The 24417-nt window shown below is 69.5% G+C and carries 26 protein-coding genes; 21 read left to right on the top strand and 5 right to left on the bottom strand.

All coding sequences use genetic code 11. From position 1 onward, the window contains the following. Positions 1-19 precede the first annotated feature (19 nt). The 4 genes from KBY57_RS05310 to KBY57_RS05295 all read left to right on the top strand — a co-directional run bounded on the left by KBY57_RS05310 (position 20) and on the right by KBY57_RS05295 (position 3270). Positions 20-1531 (top strand): peptide ligase PGM1-related protein, encoded by a 1512-nt coding sequence (locus tag KBY57_RS05310; protein ID WP_254994840.1) that lies wholly within the window; start codon positions 20-22, stop codon positions 1529-1531. Positions 1532-1604: 73 nt separating this feature from the next. Beyond that, positions 1605-2171, top strand: a complete 567-nt coding sequence (locus KBY57_RS05305) for a hypothetical protein (protein WP_254994839.1) — start codon at positions 1605-1607, stop codon at positions 2169-2171. Positions 2172-2236: 65 nt separating this feature from the next. Next, entirely contained in the window at positions 2237-2695 is a 459-nt protein-coding gene (locus KBY57_RS05300; RefSeq protein ID WP_254994838.1) for a hypothetical protein, read from the top strand. A 146-nt stretch (positions 2696-2841) separates the two neighbouring features. Further along, positions 2842-3270 carry a hypothetical protein gene (locus KBY57_RS05295; RefSeq protein ID WP_254994837.1) on the top strand — a complete coding sequence of 143 codons (429 nt, stop codon included), beginning with the start codon at positions 2842-2844 and terminating at the stop codon, positions 3268-3270. A 24-nt stretch (positions 3271-3294) separates the two neighbouring features. Here the strand turns inward: KBY57_RS05295 and KBY57_RS05290 are convergent, their stop codons facing one another. Both KBY57_RS05290 and KBY57_RS05285 read right to left on the bottom strand, forming a co-directional pair. Then, the gene (locus KBY57_RS05290) at positions 3295-4059 is read right to left on the bottom strand and encodes a carbohydrate ABC transporter permease (RefSeq protein ID WP_254994878.1); all 765 of its coding nucleotides are present in this window, start codon (positions 4057-4059) and stop codon (positions 3295-3297) included. 59 nt (positions 4060-4118) lie between these two features. Further along, complete coding sequence (locus KBY57_RS05285) at positions 4119-5762, bottom strand: 2-isopropylmalate synthase (RefSeq protein WP_254994836.1); 1644 nt, start codon at positions 5760-5762, stop codon at positions 4119-4121. Positions 5763-5869: 107 nt separating this feature from the next. Here KBY57_RS05285 and KBY57_RS05280 point away from each other — a divergent pair, with 107 nt between their 5' ends. Further along, the gene (locus tag KBY57_RS05280; protein WP_254994835.1) at positions 5870-7450 is read left to right on the top strand and encodes a glycoside hydrolase family 57 protein; all 1581 of its coding nucleotides are present in this window, start codon (positions 5870-5872) and stop codon (positions 7448-7450) included. On the opposite strand, the gene crtL is transcribed toward KBY57_RS05280, so the two are convergent. Together crtL and gyrA are read right to left on the bottom strand one after the other, a co-directional pair. Next, the gene (gene crtL / locus KBY57_RS05275; protein ID WP_254994833.1) at positions 7404-8744 is read right to left on the bottom strand and encodes a lycopene beta cyclase; all 1341 of its coding nucleotides are present in this window, start codon (positions 8742-8744) and stop codon (positions 7404-7406) included. The two genes, KBY57_RS05280 and crtL, sit on opposite strands and share 47 nt — an antisense overlap. Positions 8745-8751: 7 nt before the next feature. Then, on the bottom strand, positions 8752-11418 hold the full coding sequence (gyrA, locus tag KBY57_RS05270; protein WP_254994832.1) for a DNA gyrase subunit A: 2667 nt from the start codon (positions 11416-11418) through the stop codon (positions 8752-8754). A 73-nt stretch (positions 11419-11491) separates the two neighbouring features. Between gyrA and KBY57_RS05265 the strand changes: the two genes are divergently transcribed. The 7 genes from KBY57_RS05265 (at position 11492) to rsmD (ending at position 17497) form a co-directional block, all read left to right on the top strand. Next, a complete protein-coding gene (locus KBY57_RS05265; protein WP_254994831.1) occupies positions 11492-12649 on the top strand; it encodes a homocysteine biosynthesis protein in 1158 nt (385 codons plus the stop codon). A gap of 83 nt (positions 12650-12732) precedes the next feature. Then, positions 12733-13419: a CAAD domain-containing protein gene (locus tag KBY57_RS05260; RefSeq protein ID WP_254994829.1), complete on the top strand. Its 687-nt coding sequence runs from the start codon at positions 12733-12735 to the stop codon at positions 13417-13419. Positions 13420-13509: 90 nt separating this feature from the next. Further along, positions 13510-14673: a GuaB3 family IMP dehydrogenase-related protein gene (locus KBY57_RS05255; RefSeq protein WP_254994827.1), complete on the top strand. Its 1164-nt coding sequence runs from the start codon at positions 13510-13512 to the stop codon at positions 14671-14673. A 198-nt stretch (positions 14674-14871) separates the two neighbouring features. Further along, positions 14872-15195 (top strand): thioredoxin, encoded by a 324-nt coding sequence (trxA, locus tag KBY57_RS05250; protein ID WP_094559760.1) that lies wholly within the window; start codon positions 14872-14874, stop codon positions 15193-15195. 123 nt (positions 15196-15318) lie between these two features. Next, positions 15319-16308, top strand: a complete 990-nt coding sequence (locus tag KBY57_RS05245) for a TIGR00730 family Rossman fold protein (RefSeq protein ID WP_254994826.1) — start codon at positions 15319-15321, stop codon at positions 16306-16308. Next, positions 16305-16928, top strand: a complete 624-nt coding sequence (gene hisH / locus KBY57_RS05240; RefSeq protein ID WP_254994824.1) for an imidazole glycerol phosphate synthase subunit HisH — start codon at positions 16305-16307, stop codon at positions 16926-16928. The genes KBY57_RS05245 and hisH overlap by 4 nt, the downstream gene beginning before the upstream one ends. Further along, entirely contained in the window at positions 16925-17497 is a 573-nt protein-coding gene (gene rsmD / locus KBY57_RS05235) for a 16S rRNA (guanine(966)-N(2))-methyltransferase RsmD (protein WP_254994823.1), read from the top strand. The genes hisH and rsmD overlap by 4 nt, the downstream gene beginning before the upstream one ends. Positions 17498-17521: 24 nt before the next feature. Here rsmD and petG read toward each other — a convergent pair whose 3' ends face one another. Further along, the gene (gene petG, locus KBY57_RS05230) at positions 17522-17632 is read right to left on the bottom strand and encodes a cytochrome b6-f complex subunit V (RefSeq protein ID WP_094559756.1); all 111 of its coding nucleotides are present in this window, start codon (positions 17630-17632) and stop codon (positions 17522-17524) included. 177 nt (positions 17633-17809) lie between these two features. Here petG and KBY57_RS05225 point away from each other — a divergent pair, with 177 nt between their 5' ends. The 9 genes from KBY57_RS05225 (at position 17810) to KBY57_RS05185 (ending at position 24357) form a co-directional block, all read left to right on the top strand. Continuing rightward, complete coding sequence (locus KBY57_RS05225; protein WP_094559844.1) at positions 17810-18127, top strand: c-type cytochrome; 318 nt, start codon at positions 17810-17812, stop codon at positions 18125-18127. Then, positions 18124-18882: an RNA methyltransferase gene (locus KBY57_RS05220; protein ID WP_254994822.1), complete on the top strand. Its 759-nt coding sequence runs from the start codon at positions 18124-18126 to the stop codon at positions 18880-18882. The genes KBY57_RS05225 and KBY57_RS05220 overlap by 4 nt, the downstream gene beginning before the upstream one ends. 28 nt (positions 18883-18910) lie before the next feature. Next, a complete protein-coding gene (locus tag KBY57_RS05215) occupies positions 18911-19969 on the top strand; it encodes a serine hydrolase (protein WP_254994820.1) in 1059 nt (352 codons plus the stop codon). Then, positions 19966-21444: a DUF3370 domain-containing protein gene (locus KBY57_RS05210; RefSeq protein ID WP_254994819.1), complete on the top strand. Its 1479-nt coding sequence runs from the start codon at positions 19966-19968 to the stop codon at positions 21442-21444. The genes KBY57_RS05215 and KBY57_RS05210 overlap by 4 nt, the downstream gene beginning before the upstream one ends. Beyond that, positions 21441-22532, top strand: coding sequence for a magnesium chelatase ATPase subunit I (gene bchI / locus KBY57_RS05205; RefSeq protein WP_254987486.1), 1092 nt, complete (start codon positions 21441-21443; stop codon positions 22530-22532). The genes KBY57_RS05210 and bchI overlap by 4 nt, the downstream gene beginning before the upstream one ends. 97 nt (positions 22533-22629) lie before the next feature. Continuing rightward, complete coding sequence (locus KBY57_RS05200; protein WP_254994818.1) at positions 22630-22848, top strand: CopG family transcriptional regulator; 219 nt, start codon at positions 22630-22632, stop codon at positions 22846-22848. Position 22849: 1 nt separating this feature from the next. Continuing rightward, on the top strand, positions 22850-23248 hold the full coding sequence (locus KBY57_RS05195) for a type II toxin-antitoxin system VapC family toxin (RefSeq protein WP_254994816.1): 399 nt from the start codon (positions 22850-22852) through the stop codon (positions 23246-23248). A 3-nt stretch (positions 23249-23251) separates the two neighbouring features. Continuing rightward, positions 23252-23731, top strand: coding sequence for a crossover junction endodeoxyribonuclease RuvC (ruvC, locus tag KBY57_RS05190; protein WP_094559752.1), 480 nt, complete (start codon positions 23252-23254; stop codon positions 23729-23731). After that, positions 23728-24357, top strand: a complete 630-nt coding sequence (locus KBY57_RS05185; RefSeq protein WP_254994815.1) for a 5-formyltetrahydrofolate cyclo-ligase — start codon at positions 23728-23730, stop codon at positions 24355-24357. The genes ruvC and KBY57_RS05185 overlap by 4 nt, the downstream gene beginning before the upstream one ends. The last annotated feature ends 60 nt before the right edge of the window (positions 24358-24417 follow it).

Genomic DNA, 24417 nt, shown 5'->3' with positions numbered 1-24417 from the left:
CGATCCTGCACCTGCCGCCATGACGCCGCTCAGCTTCCGCGAGCTCCAGGCCCAGCTGCAGCCGGAGTGGAGCCGGGTCAACCAGGCCCAGGGGCCCGATGTGGACGTGCTGATGGTGCCGTCCCTGTCGATGGACCAGAGCCAGATCGACCTGGTGACGGGCGCCCACCACTACGAGGAGCGGCAGCTGTTTTCGCTGATCCGGCTGCGGGATCCAGGGGTGCGGATGGTGTACGCCACCAGCAAGCCCCTGGCGGAGCTGGTGGTAGATGCGGTGCTGGAGCTGCTGCCGGGGGTGCCCACCTCCCATGCGCGGCGGCGGCTGCACCTGGTCGACACCGACGACGCCTCCAACCGGCCGCTCACCGCCAAGCTGCTGGAGCGGCCGGCGCTGCTGGAGCGGATCGCCGAGTTGCTGCGGCCGGGGCGCAGCTTCATCAATTGCTTCGTGGTGAGCGACCTGGAAAAGCAGCTCTCCGAGCGGCTGCAGGTGCCGCTGCTGGGCACCGATCCGGCCCTGGGCTACTGGGGCAGCAAGGCCGGCAGCCGCGAGCTGTTTGCCCGCTGCAGCGTGCCCCACCCGCCCGGCTCGCCCCTTACCCACAGCCTCGATGACCTCACCGAAGCCACCGCCGCACTCTGGGAAGCCCATCCCGAGCTGCGCCAATGCGTGGTGAAGCTCAATGAGGGTTTCAGCGGCGAAGGCAACGCGCCGCTGGCGCTGGAGCCCCTGCAGCTGGCCGAACTCAGCGCGGCGGAGCGCCGGCGGCGGTTGCGCCAGGCGCTGGAGGTGCTGCCGATGCCATCACCCGGATGGAAAGAGCAGCTGGGGCCCCAGGGAGCGCTGGTGGAAGCCTGGCTGGAGGGGGGAGAGGCCCTGCGCTCCCCGAGCGTGCAGGGCACGATTCACCCCGGCACGGCCGGCCAGCCGGGGCAAGTGGAGGTGCTCTCCAGCCATGAGCAGGTGCTGGGCGGCGCCAGCGGCCAGACCTACCTGGGCTGCAGCTTCCCGGCGGCAGAGCCCTACCGGCTGGCGCTGATGCGCCACGGCCAAGCAGTGGGGGAGGCCCTGGCGAAGGAGGGGGCGCTGGAGCGCTACGCGGTGGATTTCATCGCCCGTCGCTTCGGCGACCGCTGGGACCTGCAGGCGATCGAGGTGAACCTGCGCCAAGGGGGCACCACCCACCCCTACATGGCCCTCAGCGCCATCACGAGCGGCACCCTGGATCCGGCCAGCGGGCTCTACCGCGCCCCCAGCGGCCAAGCCCTGCATTACAAGGCCACCGACAATCTCACCGCCCCCCACCTGCGCGGGCTGCTGCCGGTGGACCTGATTGACATCGTGGCCGAGGCGGGGCTGCACTTCGACCCGGCCCAGCTGCGCGGCAGCGTGTTTCACCTGCTGGGCTGCCTGTCGGAATACGGCAAGCTCGGCATGACCTGCATCGGCCGCAGCGCCGAGGAAGCCGAAGCGGTGTATGCCGCCACCGAAGCCGAACTGCTGCAGGCGGCCCGGCAGCTGGGCCAGTGATCCGGCTGGGCCAGTGATTTTGCTTGACAGGCGTCGCGCCATCCAGTTGGTTGGAAGCGGTTGTCGATCCCCCATGCAGCGGACGGAGGCCAGCTCCATCCTTCGCCAGAGCAGCCAGGCCAGCAGCCTGTTGGTGTGCGCTGCGGCGGCCCTGCTGCTGCTGGGCTGCAACGGGTTCGGGCGGGGAGAGGCTGAGCGCCAGCGGGCTGCGGAAGCCGAGCGGCAGCGGCAACTGGATGCCCTGGTGAGCCGCTGCCGCCGCCAGCAACCGGCGGTGAAACAGCAGCTGCAGAGCCTGAATGGCAGCAACGCCGCGCTCAACCAGCTCAACCAGCAGGGCTACGCGCCGTTGCCCCAGCCCCCAGCCCCCGATCCGGCCTTGCTGGCGCGTTTCACCCGCGACGACCAGGAGCTGGAGCTCGAGCGCCACGTCAAGGCACTGGCCCGCTGGCGCCAACAGGATGGGGCGGAGCGTCGCCGCTGGGACCTGGAACAGGAGCGGCGGCGCCAGCAGCTCGCGGCGCAGCAGCTGCTGGCCCGCACCGCCCTCAACAAGCTCGGTGTGGCGTCCACGCCAGAGGCCCAGACAGCCTGGAGCAGCTGCGATCGGGCGCAATTGGGGGCACTGGCACAGCGCTGAAGGCACCCGTGCGGCAACCTGCAGCAGCGGCGCCACGTTTTGATCAACAACCCCTGCCCCCTGGAATGACCGAAAGCCCCGTCAACCCTGCGAGCGATGCGCCACGGCGCTCGCGGCGGCTGCAACGGCGCCAGCTGTTCTGCCCGGCCCACCCGGAACAGCGGATCGAGGGCAACGGCAGGAAGTATTTCCTGCACCTGCTCACTCCCGAGCAGCTCAAAGCCCGCGGCATGGCTGACAAAAAGGCGAAGCTGGTGATCCAGGCCTATCCAGTGCTGGTGCTGAGCAACGAATGGCTCGAAGAGCTGTTCTGTCCGGCCTGCGGCAGCAGCCGCTGGTGCCACGTGACCAAGCACGACCGGGTGGCGCACACGGTGCGCTGGGCGCCGCGGGATCTGTGGGAGCAGGTGGCCCACGTGGATCCGGTGGTGGCCAACCCGACGGTGAGCGAATTCAGCCGGAGGGAAGCGCGGCGCCATCGCCAGAAACGCGCCGACGGCAAGCGGCTGTTTGACCCTGGCTGATCCTTCCCGGACCCTGTTCTGTGCGGAGCGCTGGAGCGCGCTTGGGGTTGCAGCCCAGCCCTCCCCACCTCACAAATCCACCGCCTCCCCCCTGACAAACGCGGGCCCGCCCGCCAGGATCGGAGTAGTTCAGGCCCCGTGCCTTGATGACTCCAACCCCCGAGCAGCCGCAAGCCAGCACCTCGCCCGCGCCCCTGGCCTGGGTGCCCTGGCTGCAGGCCGGCGTGACCGCCATGCTCGTGGTGCTGTTTCTGGTGATCGTTGGCAAAGCCCGCCAGCAGAGCGCCACGATCCGCCAGCTGCAGGAGCGGGTGGAAGGCCTGGAAAACAGCCGCACCCTCGAGCGCAGCACCGGCCTCGAACAGCAGGTGCGCTCGGCCGTGGAACGGCTCCAGGCGGTGGAACGCAACAGCGCTCGCATCGACATCCTGAGCCGTGAAACCGCAAGCCTGCGGGCTGAGCTGGCCCGGTTGCGGAGCCCCTCTGGCACACCCAACGGCGTCCCGCCCCGCGGCGATCAGCCACCCCTGCTGCCGCCGTTACCGCCGCTGAAAACCCCGCCTCCTGGAAACTGAGCCAGGCCCGCCAAAACCGATCCCTCAGCCCTTCACCGCATCGCCACTGGCGCTGGGCAGGATGTAGCGCTGCAGACCGATGAACAGCACCAGCACCGGCAGGATCGAAATCACCGAACCCGCCGCCACAAGGCGCCAGTCGAGTGAGAAGCTGCTGGCCAGCTGCTGCAGGCCCAGGGGCAGGGTGTAGAGCTGGGGCTCATCGAGGATCACCAGCGGCCAGAGGAAGTCGCTCCAGGTGCCGATGAACACGAACATCGCCAGGGTGATCAGGTCGGCCCGAGCCGCCGGGATCATCACGTTCCACCACTCCCCCAGCGGCGTGCAGCCGTCGCAGCGGGCCGCTTCCTCCAGTTCCACCGGCACCCCCAGAAAGCTCTGGCGCAGCAGGAAGATGCCGAAGGCTGTGGCCGCCTGGGGAATGATCAGGGCCCAGAGGGTGTTGCGCAGACCGATCTGCACCATCAGCAGATACAGCGGGATCATCACCACCTGGAAGGGGATCAGGATCGTGGCCACCACCAGGGCCAGCACCAGGCCCCGCCCCTTGAAGCGCATCCGCGCCAGCGGGTAGGCCGCCAGCGAGCAGAACAGCAGATTGGCCAGCACCGCTAGGCCACTGACGATCGTGCTGTTGAACAGGTAGGTGGCAATCGGGTTGTCAGTGAACAGCCGCGTGTAGGCCTCTAGGCTCGGCTGGCTGGGCCACAGCGACGGCGGGCTGGTGAAGATGTCTTCCGCCGGGCCCTTGAGCGAGGTGCTCACCAGCCACAGCAGCGGCACCAGCATTGCCAGCGCCACCAGCAGCAGCAAGATCAGCTGGGCAGCAGCGACCAGGGAAGCGCGCTTCACACCCGCGGCCGCTCGGCCAGGGGCAGGTCGCCCACCACCGGCAACGGCGCCTTCTGGGGGTGCAGGGGCACGCTGCGGTTACCGGCCAGCAGCCGGTTGAGGGCATTCACAAACGCCTGGGCCGCAGCCACCACGATGTCGGTGTCAGCGGAGTGGCCCGAATAGAGCACGCCGTTCTGGCGCAGCCGGATCGTCACATCGCCCATGGCGTCAATGCCCTCGGTGACGCTCTTCACCGAAAACTCCACCAGCTCATTGGGCACGTTGGCCAGGCGGTTGAGCGCCTGACACACTGCGTCCACCGGACCGGTGCCGATCGCCGCCTCGGTGAGCTCGGCGCCGTCGGCATCCACCAGGGTGACGGTGGCGGTGGGCTGCAGACCCGTGCCACAGCTGACCTGCACGCTCTTGAGCGTGAAGCTGCCGTCGTCCTGCTGCTGCACCTGCTCGCTCACGATCGCTTCGAGATCCCGATCGCTGATCTCCCGCTTGCGGTCGGCCAGCTCCTTGAAACGGGCGAAGGCGTCGTCGAGATCCTCGCGCTCGAGGGTGTAGCCGAGCTCCTCGAGCCGGGCCCGGAAGGCGCTGCGGCCGCTCAACTTGCCCAGGGAGATGCGGTTGTCGGCCAGGCCGACGGTGCGGGCGTCGATGATTTCATAGGTGAGGCGGTTTTTGAGCACGCCGTCCTGGTGGATGCCGCTCTCGTGAGCAAAGGCGTTGGCGCCCACGATCGCCTTGTTGGGCTGCACCGCCATGCCGGTGAGGTTGCTCACCAGCCGTGAGGTTTTGGTGATCTCCTCGGTGCGCACGCCGGTGAGCGGCTCGGTGCTCTCGGCCGGCCGGCCTAGGAACGGATTGAAGTAGCTGCGCCGCACGTGCAGCGCCATCACCAGCTCCTCGAGGGAGGCGTTGCCGGCCCGCTCACCGATGCCGTTGATCGTGCACTCCAGCTGGCGAGCGCCGTTCTTGACGGCCTCGAGGAAGTTGGCCACCGCCAGGCCCAGGTCGTTGTGGCCGTGCACCGAGATCACCGCCTGGTTGATGTTGGGCACGCTGGTGTTGATTCCGGCGATCAGGGCGCCGAATTCCGCCGGGGTGGCGTAGCCCACCGTGTCGGGAATGTTGATCGTGGTGGCACCGGCGTTGATCGCCGCCTCGATCACCTGATGCATGAACTCCGGATCGCTACGCCCAGCGTCTTCGCAGGAAAACTCGACGTCGTCGACGAGCGAGCGGGCGTAGGCCACCATCTCGGCGGTGATCTCCAGCACCTCGGCGCGGCTCTTGCGCAGCTTGTGCTCAAGGTGGATGTCGCTGGTGGCGATGAAGGTGTGGATGCGCTTGTGGGCGGCCGGCGCTACCGCATCGGCGCAGGCCTTGATGTCGCCGGCTGCAGCCCGTGCCAGGCCGCAGATGGTGGGGCCATCCGGCGTGCCGACGGTTTCGGCGATGCGCTGCACGGCGTTGAAATCGCCGGGGCTGGCGAAGGGAAAGCCGGCCTCGATGATGTCGACGCCCAGGCGCGCCAGCTGCTGGGCGATCGCCAGCTTCTCTTCCAAGTTGAGGCTGGCGCCGGGCGACTGCTCGCCGTCGCGCAACGTGGTGTCGAAGATCAGAACGCGGCCGGGATCGCGGGCCATCAGGACTCCTGGGGCGAACCAGTCCTTAAGCGGACTGGCTATGAGTTAGCCCCATTGTAGGGGGCGCCCGAACGTTGCGCCTACAGTGCACATACAGCGGGAAGGTCATGGCCGCAGGCGATCTGGCCCTCGTCCTCCACGCGCACCTGCCCTACGTGCGCTCGAGCGAACACGGATCGCTGGAGGAAGACTGGTATTTCCAGGCGCTGCAGGAGTGCTACCTGCCCCTACTGGCTGTGCTGGAGGCCGCCGCAGCCGACCGGCGCCAGCACGCCCGGCTCACCCTCGGCCTCTCGCCCACCCTGCTGTCGCTGCTGGCCGACCGCCCCCTCAACGCCCGCTTCCTGCCCTGGATCGCCAAGCGCCAGGAGCTGCTGCAGCAGGCGCCGCAGGAGCTCGGCGAGGCTGCCACCCACCTGGCCAGCCAGCTCGAGGCGGTGGTGGAGCAGTGGATCCAGATCGAGGGGGCCCTGATCCCCCGCTTCCGGCGCCTGCAGCAGCAGGGTGTGCTCGACCTGATCACCTGCGGCGCCACCCACGGCTACCTGCCCCTGCTGCGCCAGGTGCCCGAGGCGGTGCGTGGCCAGCTGGTCACCGCGGTGCGGGAGCACGAGCGGCTGCTGGGCGAGAGGCCCCTCGGCATCTGGCTGCCGGAGTGCGCCTACTACGAGGGGCTCGACCAGCAGCTGGTGGCCGCCGGCCTGCGCTACTCGCTGCTCGACGCCCACGGTCTGCTGCACGCCCTGCCCCGGCCCCGCTACGGGGTGTTTGCGCCGATCTGCTCTCCGGCGGGGGCCGCCTTCTTCGGCCGCGACAGCAGCGCCACCCTGCCGGTGTGGAGTGCCCGCGAGGGCTACCCCGGCGATGGCGCCTACCGGGAATTCCACCGCGACATGGGCTGGGACCTGCCCGAAAGCGAACTCACCGCCCGCGGCATCCACAGCCGCCGGCCCCTGGGCCTGAAACTGCACCGGGTCACGGCCCAGGGCTGCCCGCTCGACCAGAAACAGCCCTATGCGCCCGCCGTCGCCGCTGAGCGCATCGAGCAGCACGCCGTGGCCTACCTGGACGGCCGGGCTGAAGAGCTGGCCGGCCTGGCCGGCTCGATGGAGCGGCGGCCGCTGCTGGTGGCGCCCTTCGATGCCGAGCTGTTCGGCCACTGGTGGTTTGAGGGCCCCCAGTTCCTGGCGGCCCTGTTCCGCCAGGCCAGCGAGGCCGGCGTGCGCCTGGTGACCCTGCGCGAGAGCCTGGCGGGCGGCGATCCCCTGCAGGTGTGCCGCCCCTCCCCCAGCAGCTGGGGCCAGGGGGGCTACCACGACTACTGGCTCAACGAGACCAATGCCTGGGTGGTGGCCGAGTGGCAGCGGGCCTCCCAGGCGATGGTGGGGCGGGTGCAGCGCGGCGTGGCCAGCGAGGCCCAGCGCAGCCTGCTCACCCAGGCGGGCCGGGAGCTGCTGCTGGCCCAAAGCTCCGACTGGAGCTTCATCCTGCGGGCCGGCACCACCACCGAACTGGCCAAGGAGCGGATTGAGCGCCACCTCGATCGCTTCTGGCGCCTGCTGGATGCCATCGACCACGGCACCGAGCTGCCGGCCGAATGGCTCAAGGCCGTGGCCATTGAAGACGGCCTGTTCCCGTTGCTCAACGCGGCGGACTGGGTGCCCCTGCCGGGTCAGCCGCCGGGCTAGGGCCAGCAGGCCAGATCAGCCCGAGACCCAGCTGAAGTTCGCGCCCCTGCATGCCCATCAGGCCAGCTTTGACGCTCCAGGGGGCGGTGGCAAACAGCTGCACCATCGCCGCCAGCAGCTCCGGCACGCTGGCGGTGTTGGCCAGGAACCCATACCACTGGGCGCTGGGCAGGGAGAAGAAGGTGGAGAAGTGAGCGCGCAGCTGGGGCTCGGAGAAGCGCATCAGCTTCTCGAGCCCAAACTGGTAGAGCGCGTGTTTGCGGCGCAGCTCCTGTGGCCACAGCGCCTGCCAACCGGCCCGGGCTAGCGCCGCCGAGGGAGCCTCCGGATCGGCGTCCAGCGCCGCCGCCACCGCTGAGGCCACCGCCGGGGCCCGCCGCAGCAGCGCCCCCACCATGTAGCCCGAGGCCGGATGCACCATCGCCGCGGCCCCACCGAAGCCCAGCACCGGCTGATCGAGATCCGGCAGGGGCAGGTTCATCGGAAACAGACAGAACTCCTCGTGCTCCACCTGCTCGATCGCCACACCGCGATGGGCCAGGCGCCGCTCCAGCCGCTGCTGCAGCTCCGCATAGGGCACCGGCGGCGCCAGGGCGAGGGAGGTTTCCTCCACGAAAAAGCGGCCGCCGCCCAGATCCATCGCATACAGAAACGTGGGGGGCTCCTGCCGCTCCGCGGCGCTGAGATGGTCGGCGCGGTAATCCATCAGCACGAACTGCCCGGGCTCCACCGGCGGCGCCGAAAACCGCCCCACCACGCCGTAGGCCGCCTGCCCCGCCACCGGCCCCCGGTCGGGCCGCTGCACAAACACCGCGTTGTGGCCGCTGGCATCCACCACCAGCCGCGCCTCGATCACCGCTGGATCGGCGCCACGGGGCTCAGCAGCATCGGCGTAGCGCACCTGGCTGCGGCCATCGGCGAGGGCCAGCTCCTGCGCCACCCCCCGGAGCCACTGCACGCCAGCCACCTCGCAGCGCTCCAGCCAGAACTGCTGCAGCAGGGTTTTGTCGAACAGGCCGTAGTCGCGGCCGTGGCGGGTGGGGCTATTGGCCGAATCGGCAGGATCGCTGCTGCCGGAGCCGAAGTAGCTGCAGGTGTGGCTCCAGCGGTGCTCCAACAGATGGCCCAGGCCGAGGGCATCCACCTCGTCGCCCCAGATGCCGTAGGTGTTGGGCCAGGGATCGCGAGGATCAGCCGCCGCCAGCACGGCCACGGCCAGCTGGCGCTCCGCCAGCTCAGCGGCGATAGCCAGGGCCGCTGGGCCTGCGCCCACAACCAGCACATCTGTGGGCATCAGGCGCTCAGGCCTCTGGCGAATCAGCGTTGCTCGCGTCTGCCTGGGGATCGGCAACCACCTCCAGGGCGGGCACCTCCAGAGCAGGAGCCTCCTCCTCTTCCGGCGCGGGCGGCACCAGCACCACTTCGGTGAGGCGGTCGCCGCTGTCCAGGCGCTGCAGGCGCACGCCGGTGGCAGCGCGGGACTGCTGGGGAATGGCGTCGGCCTGGGTGCGCACGATCACCCCCTTCTCACTCACCAGCAGCAGCTCCTCGCCGGCACCGAGCACCTTGAGGCCCACCAGCACGTCGCCGTCGCGGCGGAACTTCATGCAACGCAGGCCCATGCCGGCCCGCTTCTGCAGCCGGAACTGATTCACCGGCACCCGCTTGCCCAGGCCGCTGGCACTGGCCACCAGCACCCAGGGGCCCTCGCTCGGCGCCACCTCATCGCCCTCCTCAGCATCTTCAGCGTCGTCACCGGCGCTGCTGGCCACCTGGTCGGCGAGCTCGGCCGGGATCACATCCATGCTCACCAGCTGATCGCCGGCGCGCAGGTTCATGGCGCGCACACCCCGGGCGGTGCGACCCAGGGGGCGCAACTCCTCATCGCTGAGCCGGAAGTGGATGGTCATGGCGTTGCGCGAGCCGATCAGCACGCTGTCGCCGGGCTGGGCCAGCCGCACCCAGGTGAGGGCGTCGCCGTCCTCCAGGGAGATGGCGATCAGGCCGTTGGAGCGGATGTTGGCGAAGGCCGAGAGCCGGGTGCGCTTCACATAGCCACCACTGGTGAGCATCACCAGCACGGCATCTTCGGCGAATTCACTCACCGCCAGCAACGAGGTGATCTGCTCCTCGCGGGGAATCGGCAGCATCTGCACGATCGGCGTGCCCTTGGCGGCCCGGCTGCAGATCGGCACCCGGTAGGCCGGCACGGTGTACACCACGCCCCGATCCGAGAAGAGCAGCAGGTTGTCGTGGTCGTTGCAGCTGATGAACAGCTTCACGGCCTCCTCACCCTGGCTCTTGGTGCCGGCCTTGCCACGGGTACCGCGGCTGGTGGCCTCGAATTCGCTCACCGGCATCCGCTTGAGGTAGCCGTTCTCGGTGAGCAGCACCACCGAGCGCTCGTTGGCGATCAGGTCGATGTCTTCGAGGCCGCCTTCGAGATCGAGGATCTCGGTGCGGCGGGGCGAGAGGTAGCGGCTGCGGATCACACCGAGCTCCTCGGTGATGATCGTGAGCACCCGCTCGCGGTTGGCCAGGATGTCCTTGTAGTCGGCGATCTTGGCCACGAGGTCTTCGTGCTCGAGCCGGATCTTGTCGGCCTCCAGGGCAGTGAGGCGCCGCAGCTGCATCTGCAGGATGGCGTCGGCCTGGATCTCGCTGAGGCCGTGGCGCTCCTGCAGCTGCTGGCGGGCCGTGGCCGCATCCGAGGCGGCCCGGATCAGGGCGATGATCGGATCGAGCTGGTCGAGGGCCAGCAGCAGACCGAGCAGGATGTGGTCGCGCTCCTCCGCCTTGCGCAGGAAGTAGCGGGTGCGGCGCTCGATCGTCTCGACGCGGAAGTCGAGGAACACCTGCAGCATCTTGCGCAGGGTGAGCAGCACCGGCTCGCTCTTCACCAACGCCAGCATGTAGGCGCTGAAGTTGTTCTGCAGCGGGGTGAGCTTGAACAAGTTGTTCAGCACCACCTGGGGGTAGGCGTCGCGGCGCAGCTCGATCACGATCCGCATGCCGTCGCGGTCGGATTCGTCGCGGATGTCGGCGATGCCCTCGAGCTTCTTGTCGTTCACCAACTCGGCGATCCGCTCGATCAGCGAGGCCTTATTGGTTTGGAACGGCAGCTCGGTGATGATCACCGCATCGCGATCGGGGCGGCCCTTCACCTCCACCGTTTCGATCGAGGCCACACCGCGCATCGTCACCGAACCGCGACCGGTGGTGTAGGTCTCGCGGATGCCGCGGCGGCCCAGGATCTGGCCCCCCGTGGGAAAGTCGGGCCCCGGGATGATCGCCATCAATTGGAGATCGTCGATCTCGGGGTTGGCGATCAGCGCCAACATCCCGTCGATCAGCTCGGTGAGGTTGTGGGGCGGGATGTTGGTCGCCATCCCCACGGCGATGCCGGTGGAGCCGTTGAGCAGCAGCTGCGGAATCCGCGCTGGCATCACGGTGGGCTCCTGCTGGGAGCCGTCAAAGTTGTCGGCGAAGTCGACCGTCTCGGCTTCGATGTCCTCGAGCAGGCTGTCGGTGGTGAGCGCCTGCAGCCGCGACTCGGTGTAGCGCATGGCGGCCGGGGGGTCGCCGTCCACCGAGCCGAAGTTGCCATGCCCATTCACCAGGGGCATGCGCATGTTGAAGTCCTGGGCCATCCGCACCAGGGCGTCGTACACCGCCGTGTCGCCATGGGGGTGGTACTTACCGAGCACCTCACCCACCACACGGGCGCATTTGCGGTAAGGCCGGTCGCTGGTCAGGCCCAGCTCGTACATCGCATACAGGATGCGCCGGTGCACCGGCTTGAGGCCGTCGCGGGCATCGGGCAGGGCCCGACCCACGATCACGCTCATCGCATACTCCAGATAGGAGCGCGACATCTCGTTGCGCAGATCGGTCTGGATGATCCGCGAATCGCCGTTGCCGCCGGACTCCCCCGGTGAGCCAGCACCGGGTCCGCTGGGGTCCGCCATGGATGACCGTCTTGAGCAAGGGTCAGTTTATCGAAGCCCCCCGGGAAATGCCCAAATCAGCGCCAAGCTCGCGATGAGTAGCCGTGAACTGCCGCCACGCCAGGAGGCGGAGCTGCGCCGCAAACAGGAGCGGAGCCAGCTGCAGGTGCGCGCCGCCGCCGAGTTTCGGAGCCTGGTGCAGCAAGCCGGGCTGGCCGAGGCCTACGCCGCCACCGATGTGGTGGTGGCCGCCGATGCGGGCTTCACCGACCAGGCCAGCCTGCTCCTGAGCCTCGGGCCCACGGATCCACCCATTCGCCTGCGCGCTGGACAGCTGGCCGGCGTGCAGGGGCTGGCGGGCTGCGGCAGCGGCGAGCTGGTGCTGCCGATTGGCGGCGGGCTTGGCGATGCCCCTGGCGGCGCTGAGCTGCTGGCCGCCCTGCTGCAGGGGCAGGCGCTGCCATTCGACGCCAGTGGCGAGGCCACCGCCCTGCACCCCCGCCGCGAGCTGCACACCGAGCTGGGCCTGGAGCAGATCGGCACCGGCCGCCTGCTGCTGCACCGGGCCATCAGTGAAAACGGGGTGGTGGCCCTCAGCCAGGCCGAAGGCCCCTGCCCCAGCCCCTACGGCACCCTGCTGGGGCCGGCCGCCAACGCCCTCTATTCCTGCGGCGGCGCCGGCAGCATCGGCCTCACCATGCCGGGGCTGTCGCTGCTGGGCCCGGGCTCACCGGTGCTGGTGGGGGGCGCCCTCGGCTGGGTGGTGGGGGCTGGCAGCGGCCACCAGCCCGGCTGCCGCCGCCAGGCCAGCGGCCATGCCCGCACCCCGGGGGCGGCGGCCGCGGTGTGCGTGGATCTGCACGACCTGCGGCCCGAGTGGGTGCGCCCCTGCTTCTTCGAGGGCCACGGCAGCGCCCTGCTGGTGGCGATCGCGGCGCCGGTGCCGCTGATCAATGGCTCGGTAGCGCGCCAGGCCGCCGCCGGTCCGGAGGCGTTGGAGGCCCCCGTGCTCGACCTCTCGGTGCCGCGGCGGGTCAAGCCCAGCCTGGGGGCGGTGACCTATGCGGAGCTGCTCAGCGGCACGATCACGGTGCGGGGCCGCCCGGTGGCCTGCGCCCCCTCCAATAGCCCGCGGCTGGCCACCGCCGCCGCCGAAGCGCTGGCGGAAGCCCTGCGCAGCGGCGCCTTCCCGCTGCGGCTGCCCCTGGTGCCGCTGAGCCCTCGCCCCAGCCTGCTGCCGATCGAAGCCTGAGCTGTGGGTAGGCCGGGTTTTGGTGTAGCTGCCAACCACACCTAAGCTCCCGCCACACCTGTGCACCCGCGGCGCCGCCTGCCATGGCCGACGACACCACCAGCAGCCCCGACCCGAGCAGCCCCGAATCGGTCCCGCCCAACCAGAGCACTCCCGAGCCGGCTGAGCAAGCAGTCGAATCGGTGGAGTTGGTGGAATCGGTGGAGCTGGCTGAGCCGATTGAGCCGATTGAGCAGATTGAATGTGTTGAACAGGTTGTTGAACAAACCGCTGAAGCCCCGGTTGAACAACCTCTCGACACGGTTGCTGCCAAGACGGTTGCTGCCAAGCCCGCAGCCGAACCGGTAACCGCACCCCCCGATCCCAGCGTCGCCACCACCCTGGTGGTGGAGCCCACACCAGCCCCCCTCGCAACCCAGCCAGGCCCATTTGCAGACGGTGAGAGCGATGGAGAGGGCGGCGAGTGGGAGCTGCTACTGCAGAAGCTGGGCCAGTGGCTCAACCAGGGCGAACTGCAGAACCTCTGGAGCAAGGCCCGCAGACCCGTCACGCTCCTGGCGGCCCTGGTAGGCCTGCTGCTGGTGCTGCGCGTCTACAACGCCGTGCTGAGCACCCTCGACAGCCTGCCGCTCGTGCCCGGGCTGCTGGAGCTGGCTGGCGTGGTGTGGACGGTGCGCTATGGCGTGCCCAAGCTGCTGCGCAGCAGCGAGCGGGAACGGCTGTTGAGCAGCGTGAGCAACCGCTGGAAGGCCTTCCGCGGCAAAGGTTGAACTGCATCACAGACCGCCGAAACGACCTCCTCAACGAAGCCGATCGCCAGCGGGCCGCTTGATACGGTGGCCCGAATACGCAGGTTTTCGGTGAACATCCAGCTCGGTCGCAATCGCGTCGTCCGCCGCGCCTACGGCATCGACGAGATCGCCCTTGTTCCGGGCGGCCGCACCGTCGATCCCGCCGTCACCGACAGCAGCTGGACCCTGGGCGGCATCACCCGTGAGATCCCGATCATCGCCAGCGCCATGGACGGCGTGGTGGATGTGGGCATGTGTGTGGAACTCGCCAAGCAGGGCGCCTTGGGTGTGCTCAACCTGGAGGGCGTCCAGTGCCGCTACGACGACCCGAACCCTGCCCTCGATCGCATCGCCGCCGTCGACCGCGACAGCTTCGTGCCGCTGATGCAGGAGCTCTACAGCCAGCCGGTGCGGGAAGACCTGATCCGCCAGCGCATCGCTGAAATCAAGCAGCAGGGCGGCATCGCTGCGGTGAGTGCCACACCCGTGGCAGCCCTCAAGTTTGGCAAGGCCATTGCGGAAGCCGGCGCCGATCTGTTCTTCGTGCAGGCCACGGTGGTGAGCACCGAGCACATCGGCCCTGAGGGCCAGGAAACCCTCGATCTCGAGGCCCTCTGCCGCGACTTCGGCGTGCCCGTGGTGATCGGCAACTGCGTCACCTACGACGTGGCCCTCAAGCTGATGCGGGCTGGCGCCGCCGGCGTGATGGTGGGCATCGGCCCCGGTGCCGCCTGCACCAGCCGCGGCGTGCTCGGCATCGGCATCCCCCAGGCCACTTCGGTGGCCGACTGCGCCGCCGCCCGCGACGACTACTTCAACGAAAGCGGCCGCTACGTGCCGATCGTGGCCGACGGCGGCATCGTCACCGGTGGTGACATCTGCAAGTGCCTGGCCTGCGGCGCCGACGCCGTGATGATCGGCTCGCCGATCGCTCGCGCCGCCGAGGCCCCCGGTCGCGGCTTCCACTGGGGCATGGCCACCCCCAGCCCGGTGCTGCCCCGCGGCACCCGCATCAAAGTGGGCACCACTGGCAGCCTTGAAAAAATCCTGCGCGGACCCGCCTCCCTCGACGACGGCACCCAGAACCTGCTCGGCTGCATCCGCACCTCCATGGGCACCCTGGGCGCCCGCACCATCAAGGAGATGCAGCAGGTGGAGGTGGTGGTGGCCCCCTCCCTGCTCACCGAGGGCAAGGTGTATCAAAAGGCCCAGCAGCTGGGCATGGGCAAATAGATCGCGGCGTTAGCTTGAAGGCGTGGGGGCTTCGGCTCACACACTCCTCACACCCTCCAGCCCGGCGCGTCCGGGCCTTTTGTCTTCCCCCGGCAGCCAGTCAGCAGCCACCCAGCCAGGTCGGATCACGACCTGCAACGGACCATGGTTGCCCCGAAATAACCTTGCTAGATTCCCTGAAACCCTGATCCAGCAAGGATGTCCAGCGCTGCCGCTGTCACTGACGCTTCCTTTGAGCAAGACGTGCTCAAGAGCGATCTACCCGTGCTGATCGACTTCTGGGCCCCCTGGTGCGGCCCCTGCCGCATGGTTGCGCCGATCGTGGACGAGATCGCCGCCGAATTCGAGGGCAAGATCAAGGTGTTCAAGCTCAACACTGACGAAAACCCCAACGTCGCCAGCCAGTACGGGATCCGCAGCATCCCCACCCTGATGATCTTCAAGGGCGGCCAGAAGGTCGACACCGTGGTGGGTGCCGTACCCAAAACCACCCTCTCAGGCACGATTTCCAAGTACCTCTGAGCATCCCTGCTGGTTGAGGGCAGACATCTGAGCGACCCATCCCGTTTCGGCCAGAGTCCGCTGCAGGTTCTGGCCCAGGAGCTCGAACACCACCCCCAGCGGCACCTGATCGAACGATCGCTGGTGTCGCTGTTGCAGGTGAGTCGCCATGAACGCGGCCAAGATGAGTGGCGGCTGATCAGCGGCGCCCTGGCGGATATCAGCGAAGCGCTGGAGGTGTTTCACCCCCATCGCGACACCCGCAAGATCACCGTCTTTGGCTCGGCCCGCACCGTCGCCAGCGACCCCTGCTACGGCCTGGCCGAGCAGCTGGCCCGCTGTGCCGTTGAAGCCGGCTTCGAGGTGATGACCGGAGCCGGCGGCGGCATCATGGAGGCCGCCAACAGCGGTGCCGGCTGCGAAGCCAGCATCGGCCTCAACGTCGATCTGCCGTTCGAGCAGCACGCCAATCGCTTTGTGAGCAGCTGCGATGGCCGGCTGCTGCACTTTCGCTATTTCTTCACCCGCAAGCTGTTCTTCCTGCGGGAGAGCGACGCCCTGGTGGTGTTGCCGGGGGGCTTCGGCACCCTCGATGAGCTGTTCGAATCGCTCACCCTGATTCAGACCGGCCGCACCCAACCGATCCCCCTAGTGCTGCTCGCCCCCGAAGACGACAGCTTCTGGAGCGGCTGGCAGCGGGATCTCAACGAAGGGCTGGCCGCCCGCGGCGTGATCTCGCCGGAAGACGGCGACCTGCTGAGCGAAGCCCACACGGCTGAGGAGGCGGTGGCCCGCATCAGCCACTTCTACCGGTTGTTCCACTCGGCGCGGCTCGGCGACGATCGCATCGAGCTGCTGCTCAATGCCGCCCTCCAGAGCGAGCAGCTCAAGGCCCTGAATCTTCAGTTCGACGATCTGGTGGATGAGGGCGTGATCCAGGCCCGCGACACCGTCGACGACCACGGCCTGCTGCGCCCCTGCCTGCACTTCCACTTCGACCGCCGCCGCATCGGCCGCCTCTACCAGCTGCTCGATGTCCTCAACAGCCTGCCCGTTCCGCCCGACCAGGTGCTGGAGCAGCCTGGGCGGCGCCAACCCAGCACGGCCTCATCCAGCCTCTCCCCGCACCCATGACGCGCCTTGGCCTGATCGACTACGGCATGGGCAATTTGCACTCGGTGCAGCGGGCCTTTGAGCGGCTCGGCGCCGTGGTGCAGCCGGTGTCCAGCGCCGCAGAGATGGATCACTGCACGGCCCTGGTGCTGCCGGGGGTGGGCGCTTTTGATCCAGCGATGCAACGACTGCACCAGGGCGGCCTGGCCGAAGCGATCACCCGCTGGTGTGCCGCAGGCAAGCCCCTGCTGGGCATCTGTCTGGGCCTGCAGCTGTTGTTTGAGGCCAGCGACGAGGGCACGGCGGCCGGCCTCGGCCTGCTCAAAGGCCGGGTGCGGGCCCTACCGCGCTGCCCGGGCCAGCCGATTCCCCACATGGGCTGGGAGCCGCTGATCGCCGCCAACCCCAGCCCGCTGCTACCCGCCGGCGGCCCAGACACCTGGGTGTATTTCGTGCACTCCTACGCCGCCGAACCCAGTGATCCGGCCTGCAACACCGCCCTGGTGCGCTTCGGCGACACCGCCGTCACGGCCGCGGTGTGGCAGGGCGCCATCGGGGCCTGCCAGTTTCACCCGGAGAAATCCGGCCCCCACGGGGAGGCGATCCTGCGTGGCTGGCTCGCCTGGCTCGCCGCCCCATGAGCCTGCGGCTGAGCGGTGGCCGGCGCCTGCAGAGCCCCCCCGGCAACACGGCCCGCCCCACCAGCTCCCGGGTGCGGCTGGCGGTGATGAACCTGTTGGCGCCGGAGCTGGCGCACTGCGCCTGGCTGGATCTGTGCAGCGGCAGCGGCGTGATGGCCTGTGAGGCGCTGCAACGGGGCGCCCGACGCGTGGTGGCGGTGGAGCAGGACCGGCGGATCGCCGTCGTGGCCAGGGCCAACCTGGAAGCGGTGAGCCAGGGGCTTGATCAGGGGCTGGAGCCGATCGCCGGGGCAGCTCCCCGTTGGGAGGTGCATTGCCGCGAGGTGGGCAGCTGGCTGGCCCAGCCTGAACGCGAAGGCTTTGATCTGATCTACGCCGATCCGCCCTATGCCGCCGGGCTCTATGCAGCGATTGCCGCTGGCGTGGCCGCAGGCCCATGGCTCAAGCCCGGCGGCACCTTGGTGTGGGAATGCGCCAGCTCAGCAGTGCCGCCGACGCCTGACGGTTGGCAGCTGCGGAATGAACGGCGCTATGGCAGCACCAGCCTGATGCTGCTGCAGCGGGCCTGACGGCCGAAAACAGGCAGACCAGCCTCAGTCGAGCAGGGTGCCGCGGCGATACTGGTTCCAGGCCGCCACAAACAAGCCCGCCAGGGTCACGGGGATCAGACCGAGCACGATGCCGCAGAGCAGGGGTTCGATCATGGGGCGGTTACGGCGACAATCTGGGCACAATTGTTCCACGACCAAGGCTCTAACCGCGAGCTCGCTGCATCAACTGTGACCGGCCCACCCCTGACCCCCACCATCTCCCCAGCACCCGTCTCCCCGGCAGCCGATGCCTCCAACGGCCGCCGCGGCCTGATCGCCGCCCTGGTGGGGATGGCGGCAGCCGCCTGCATCGTGGCGGTGCTGCTGGTGCTGCCGGCAGCCCAGGCCGACCCCTACACGCGCCAGACCCTCGAGCTCAGCGGCTCCAGTGAAAACGGCGGCCGGCTGTTCCGGCTCAACTGCGCCGGTTGCCACGGCATTGCCGGCCAGGGCCTGGTGGGCCCCAACCTGCACGGGGTGGCGGAACGCAAGGCCCCACGGCAGCTGATCCAGCAGGTGGTGAGCGGCCGCACCCCGCCGATGCCGCGCTTCCAACCCGAGCCCCAGGCCATGGCCGACCTGCTGGCCTATCTCAACGGGCTGGTGTGAGCGCCACACCCCAGCTGGCCGTGGTGCTGGTGGAGCCCGCCGGGCCCCTGAACGTCGGCAGCGTCGCCAGGCTCTGCGCCAATTTCGGGGTGGCGGAGCTGCGCCTGGTGGCCCCCCGCTGCGACCACCTGGGCGAGGAGGCCCGCCGCATGGCCGTGCATGGGGCCTGGGTGCTGGAGCAGGCCCGCCTGTTCCCCAGCCTCAGCGATGCCCTGGCCGACTGCCACCGGGTGGTGGCCACCAGCGGCCGGCGCGCCGGTGAACCCCTGCCCCTGCTAGCCCCGGAGCCGGCCCTGCACTGGCTGGCCGAGGGGCCACCCAGCCCCCGGGCCCTGGTGTTTGGAAGGGAAGACCGGGGCCTCAGCAACGACGAGCTGCTCCAGGCAGGGCGGCTGCTCACCCTGGGCAGCGGTGAGGCCTACAGCTCCCTCAACCTCTCCCACGCTGCAGCCCTGGTGCTGCACACCTGGCACGGCCTCGGAGCTGCTGGCGCCTCTGCGGCGGCCCCAGCCCCGAGCCTGGCCCCCGACCCCGGCGACCGCCGGGCCCTCGAGGCCATGCTCGGCGACGCCGAAGCCCTGCTGCTCGACGTGGGCTTCCTCTATCCCCACACCGCCCACGCCCGCATGGCCAAACTGCGAGCCCTGCTGCAACGGGCCCAGATCTCGGCCGAGGAGGTGGCCCTGGTGCGCGGCATGGTGCGCCAGCTGCGCTGGGCCACTGAGCGGGGGGCTAGCCCTGGCCAGACCCCTTAGCGTCGGTCCACTTCGACTGCATGGCCCTGTGACTGCCGGCCGTTCGCCCCGCAGCCCCAAAAGCCGCTTGGGCCAGCCCCTGCGCCTGGTGTTGCGCTTGATGGTGATGGGCATCGGTCTGGGGGTGATCACCGGCACCAGCCTCAAACTGCTGGCCCCCCGCCTGGCCGAGGGCGCCATCGAGGCCCCCAGCCTCGACGCCGCGGCCGCCAACACTGGCAAGGGGCTCGACCCCGGCCAGTTCGAACCCCGCACCGAGCTGACAGCCCTGAGCCAGCGCTGGGCCCAGCTCGCCGCCGCCCAGAAAGGCCTTCAGAGCTCGGCCTTCCTGCTGGTGCTCGACGACGGTCGCTTCGCCCAACTGCAGCCCGATCTGCCCCTGCCGGCCGCCAGCTCGATCAAAACGCCGATCCTGCTGGCGGGGCTGGAGGAGCTCGACAGCGGCAAGTTGCGCTGGAACGAGCCGCTGCCCCTCACCAAGGAGGTGGTGGGTGGCGGTGCCGGCTGGATGGCGAGCCGGCCGGTGGGCACCCGCTTCCCGTTCTTTGAAGCGGCCACCGAGATGATCCGGGTGAGCGACAACAGCGCCACCAACCTGCTGATCAAGCGCCTGGGCGGCAAAACCGCCCTCAACGCGCGCTTCACCGCCATCGGCCTGCCTTCCACAGCGGTGAACAACTGGCTGCCCGACCTCGAGGGCACCAACACCACCAGCAGCCGCGATCTGGCCCGCTCGATCGCTCTGGTGGACACCGGCGAGAAACTCAGCCCCAGGGCCCGCGATCTGTTTCGGGAAATCATGGGCACCTCCCGCACCAACACCCTGATTCCCCTGGGGCTGCTGCTGGGGCTCGGCAAGGATTCTGCCGACCCCGATAGCGAGCTGCTGAGCTTCGGGGTCACCGCTTACAACAAAACCGGCGACATCGGCATCGCTTACTCCGATGCGGCCCTGATCCAACTGCCCAATGGCCAGCGGGCCGTGGCGGCGTTCATGGTCAAGGGCCCGTTCAACGACCCCCGTTCTGCAGATCTGATCCGTGCCATGGCCGGCGAAGTGTCCAAAACCCTGATAGGCCGCAAATGAACCCCACCTCAGGGCGGCGACGCGCCCGCCTACCCCTGCTGCTGCTGGCCGTCCTGGCCGCCCCCACCAGTGCGCTGGGCCAGATAGCCCCCACAAAGCCCACCGCTCCAGCTCCCGTGCTGCGCCCCCAAACCGTGGCGCCCCTCAGCGGCAGCCTCGACCGGGTGCTGCTGGTGAACGACAACAACCCCGAACTGATCCGCGAGCCGGGGATCCTGCTCTCCACCTTCCCCGGCAGCGGCCGCGGCGTGCCCTCGGCCCACTTGGATGTGGCCCTCAGCGGCCGCTTCGACCTGTTCAGCCACCACGTGTATGCCGGCAAGCCGGAGAGCCTGGATTCCACCCTGTGGCTGGCGGTGCTGGCGGCTCCCCGCGGGCCGGAGCCGGTGATGTTGAAACTGCTGAGCGGCTCCACGGCGCTGTCCCAGGCGGTGGAGCCCGGCCAGGCCAGTGCGCCCTTCCTGCCGCTGCCAGCCCTGATGGCCCAGGGCAGCACGCCGGTGTGGGCCGGACCCGGCAGCCGGGTGGCCACCGAGCTGCTGGCCCGCCAGCGCAGCCCCCAACTGCCCGCCAGCTGGACCCTGCCGCCCGGCGCCCCCAGCACCCTGGTGGTGCTGCCCCTGCCGGTGCGGGGCCTCGACCCCCTGCTCAACGGCCTCAACCTGCAGATGCGCCTGGAGAGCTCCGGCCCCGTGAGCCTGGCCACCCTGGCCGCCTTCGGCAGCGGCAACCAGCCGCCTGCCGCGAGCACCTGGGCCGCGCTGCTGGAGGGGGGCCTGAGCCCCCGGGAGCACGCCCCCACCCCCCGGGGCAGCAAGGGCGGAATGGTGTACTCGCGGGTGAGTGGGGTGCAGGTGGGCAGCGTCTGGCGCACCCGCCTCACCGATCCCGGCCAGAGGTGGCTGAGCGTGCGCCGGGCGCCGATCTCCTGGCCGATCAGCAGCCTGGAGCGCGGCACCCTGGGCACCGGCCAGGTGCAGACCGCCGAGCTGCAGGCCTTCTACCCCGGCACGGCCTGGGCCGCCCACGGCAACTATGGCGTCGAATACGACCTGAGCATCCCCCTGCGCAACGACACGGCCAAGCCGGTGGCACTGCAGCTGGCGCTGGAATCGCCGATCAAGGGCGACAGCGCAGCAGGCGGGCTGCGCTTCCACAGCATTGGCGGCATCACTAGTGGCAGCCGACCGGTGATGTTCCGCGGCACGGTGGAGGTGACGGGACTCGATGGCGAGCCTTCCGCCTCGGGGGCCCCCGTGCGCCCCGCCGGTCGGCGCAGCTTTCACCTGGTGCAGCGGGCCGGCGAGCCGGGGCCCGCCCTGGGCACGGTGAGCCTGGCGCCGGGGGCCAGCCGCCAGCTGCAGGTGCGGCTGATCTATCCGGCCGATGCCACCCCGCCCCAGGTGCTCAGCCTGCTGCCCGTGCCAGAGCCAGCTGTGAAACAATCCAAAACCACTTCAGCCAGCCATCCGTGACGCCAGCCCCCCGCAAGCGCAGGGTTTTCCCCTTCACCGCGATCGTCGGGCAGGAGGAGATGAAGCTGGCCCTGCTGCTCAACGTGATCGATCCGCGCATCGGCGGCGTGATGATCATGGGCGACCGCGGCACGGGCAAATCGACCACGATCCGGGCCCTGGCCGACCTGCTGCCCGAGATCGACGTGGTGGCGGGCGACCCTTACAACAGCTCCCCAGACGACCCCGACCTGCAAAGCGCTGAGGTGCGCGCCCGCGCCGAGCAGGGCGAGGAGCTGCCGGTGGAGCCCCGCCAGGTGCCGATGGTCGACCTGCCCCTGGGCGCCACCGAAGACCGCCTCTGCGGCACGATCGACATCGAAAAGGCCCTGAGCGAAGGCGTGCGCGCCTTTGAGCCGGGCCTGCTGGCCAAGGCCAACCGCGGCCTGCTCTACGTGGACGAGGTGAACTTGCTGGACGACCACCTGGTGGACGTGCTGCTGGATTCGGCAGCCTCCGGCTGGAACACCGTGGAGCGCGAGGGCGTCAGCGTGCGCCACCCGGCCCGCTTCGTGCTGATCGGCTCCGGCAACCCGGAGGAGGGCGAACTGCGGCCCCAGCTGCTCGATCGCTTCGGCATGAGCGTGGAGGTGCGCACCGTGCGCGATCCCGAGCTGCGGGTGCAGGTGGTGGACCAGCGCACCAACTTCGACAGCGATCCCGACAGCTTCAACAACGCCGTGCAAACCACCCAGGACGCCCTGCAGGCGCGGGTGGTGGACGCCCAGCAGCGGCTGCCGCACGTGGCCATCGACGACGACCTGCGCATTCGCATTTCGGCGGTGTGTGGCGAGCTGGACGTGGATGGCCTGCGCGGCGACATCGTCACCAACCGCGCCGCCCGCGCCCTGGCAGCCTTTGAGGGCCGCACCGAGGTGAGCGAAGACGACATCGCCCGGGTGGTGGCCTGCTGCCTGCGCCACCGGCTGCGCAAGGACCCCCTCGAGCAGATCGACTCGGGCGACCGGGTGGTCAAGGTGTTCTGCAAGGTGTTCGAGCGCCCCGACAGCAGCGACCGCAGCGCCTTCGAGCTGGCCTTGGCGGCTTAAGCGGCCGCCCATCACAGCGCTGGAAGGACATCCGAAACCGGCATTGATAACGGCATATGATGTCGATATCAATCTTGACCGCGGAGGCGCGGGCCCGATGCGCACGATCATCGATCTGCCCGATGCCGATCGGGAACGGCTCGACAGCCTCTGCCGCCAGCGCGGTCTGTCCCGCGCCGAAGGCCTGCGCCAGGCCCTGCGCAGCTGGCTGGACCACCAGGGCGTTCAGCACCAGAGCGTCTTTGGCCTGTGGCGCAACCGCCCGGAAGATTCCCTGAGCCTGGAGCGGGCGCTACGCAGCCAATGGGAGCGCTGACGTGGCCGCTGGGATTGCAGCTGCAGGGCTGCTGCTCGACTCCAACATCCTGATCGATCTCTTACGCGGGGAAGCCCAGGCCCTCGCCTGGATCGAAACCCACGCCGGGGCTGCCTCGATCAGCGTGATCAGCTGGATGGAAATCCTGGTGGGCTGCCGCGATGACGAATTGGGCGCCGTGGAACCCTGGCTGAGCAGCTTTCCGCGCCTGGAGCTGACCCAGGCCATCGCCCGGGAGGCGGTGGCCTGCGGCCGCAGCCTGGGCCTGAAAATCCCTGACGCCATCATCCTCGCTACGGCGCGCTGCCATCGCCTGCAGCTGGTGACCCGCAACGCCCGCGATTTCCCGGAGTCCCTCGGCGGTGTGCGAGTTCCGTACCGACTCAGCCCCGAGGACTGAGCCATGCGCATCCTCGGCATCGATCCCGGCCTGGCCCGCGTGGGCTACGGGGTGATCGAGGTGGAGAGCGAGCGGGGCCGCAGCGGCCGCCAGGCGCTGCTCGATTGCGGCATCCTGCGCACCGAGCCCGGCCGCAGCGAGGGGGAGCGGATGGTGGAGATCGCCCGCGACCTGCGGGTGCTGATCCGCACCTGGCGGCCCGAGCTGGCGGTGGTGGAGAAGTTTTTCTTCTACCGCTCCAGCACCACCATCGCCGTGGTGCAGGCCCGCGGCGTGCTGATGATGACCCTGGCGCGCTTCAAGGTGCCGGTGGTGGAGTTTCCGCCGATGCAGATCAAGCAGGCCCTCACCGGCCACGGCCATGCCCAGAAAGACGAGGTGCTTGAGGCGGTGATGCGCGAGCTCAACCTCGACACCCCACCCCGGCCCGATGACGCCGCCGACGCCCTCGCCGCCGCCCTGACGGGCTGGTTCCAGCGATGAGCGCCGCGGATGACGCCACCGCCAGCACCAAAGCCACGCTGCGGCGGCAGTTCCGCGCCCAGCGCCAGGCCCTGCTGCCGGCGGCACAGCCCGCTATCGAGGCCCAAGCGCTGCGGCACGTGCCCGGGCTGCTGGCCCCGGATCAGCTCCTGGGGCTCTACTGGCCCCTGCCCGGCGAGGTGGATCTGCGGGTCCTGCGGAGCCTGCTGCCCGGCCGGGTCGCCCTGCCGGCCATCACCCACGCCGCAGGGGATGGTGATTCCCAACTGGTGTACCGGCCCTGGCACGACGCAGAGGCCTTGGCGCCCGATGGCTGCGGTATCCCCGCCCCAGCAGGAGAGCTGAGCGCTGGCGGGCTGGGAGGGGGCGGGCTGGACCCGGAGATGCTGGGCCTGCTGCTGATTCCGGCCCTGGCCTGCGACGCTGCCGGGATTCGGCTCGGTTATGGCGGCGGCTGGTACGACCGGCTGCGAGCCAATCCGGCCTGGGCGCGGGTGCCGGCGCTGGCTGTGCTGCCCCGGGGCTGCCGGGTGGAGCAACTGCCCCGCGACCCCTGGGACGTGCCGCTGCAGGGCTGGCTGGATGAAAACGGGCCCGACTGGCTCGATCCCGCGCCTCGGTGTTAAACCGGTGGAACATGTTGTTGAACAACTTGTTCAACAAAGGCTTCACGAGCGGCGCAGTAG

The sequence above is a fragment of the Cyanobium sp. Aljojuca 7D2 genome, assembly GCF_024346415.1.
Classification (GTDB): domain Bacteria; phylum Cyanobacteriota; class Cyanobacteriia; order PCC-6307; family Cyanobiaceae; genus Cyanobium_A.
This window is presented reverse-complemented; position numbering and strand designations above follow the sequence as displayed.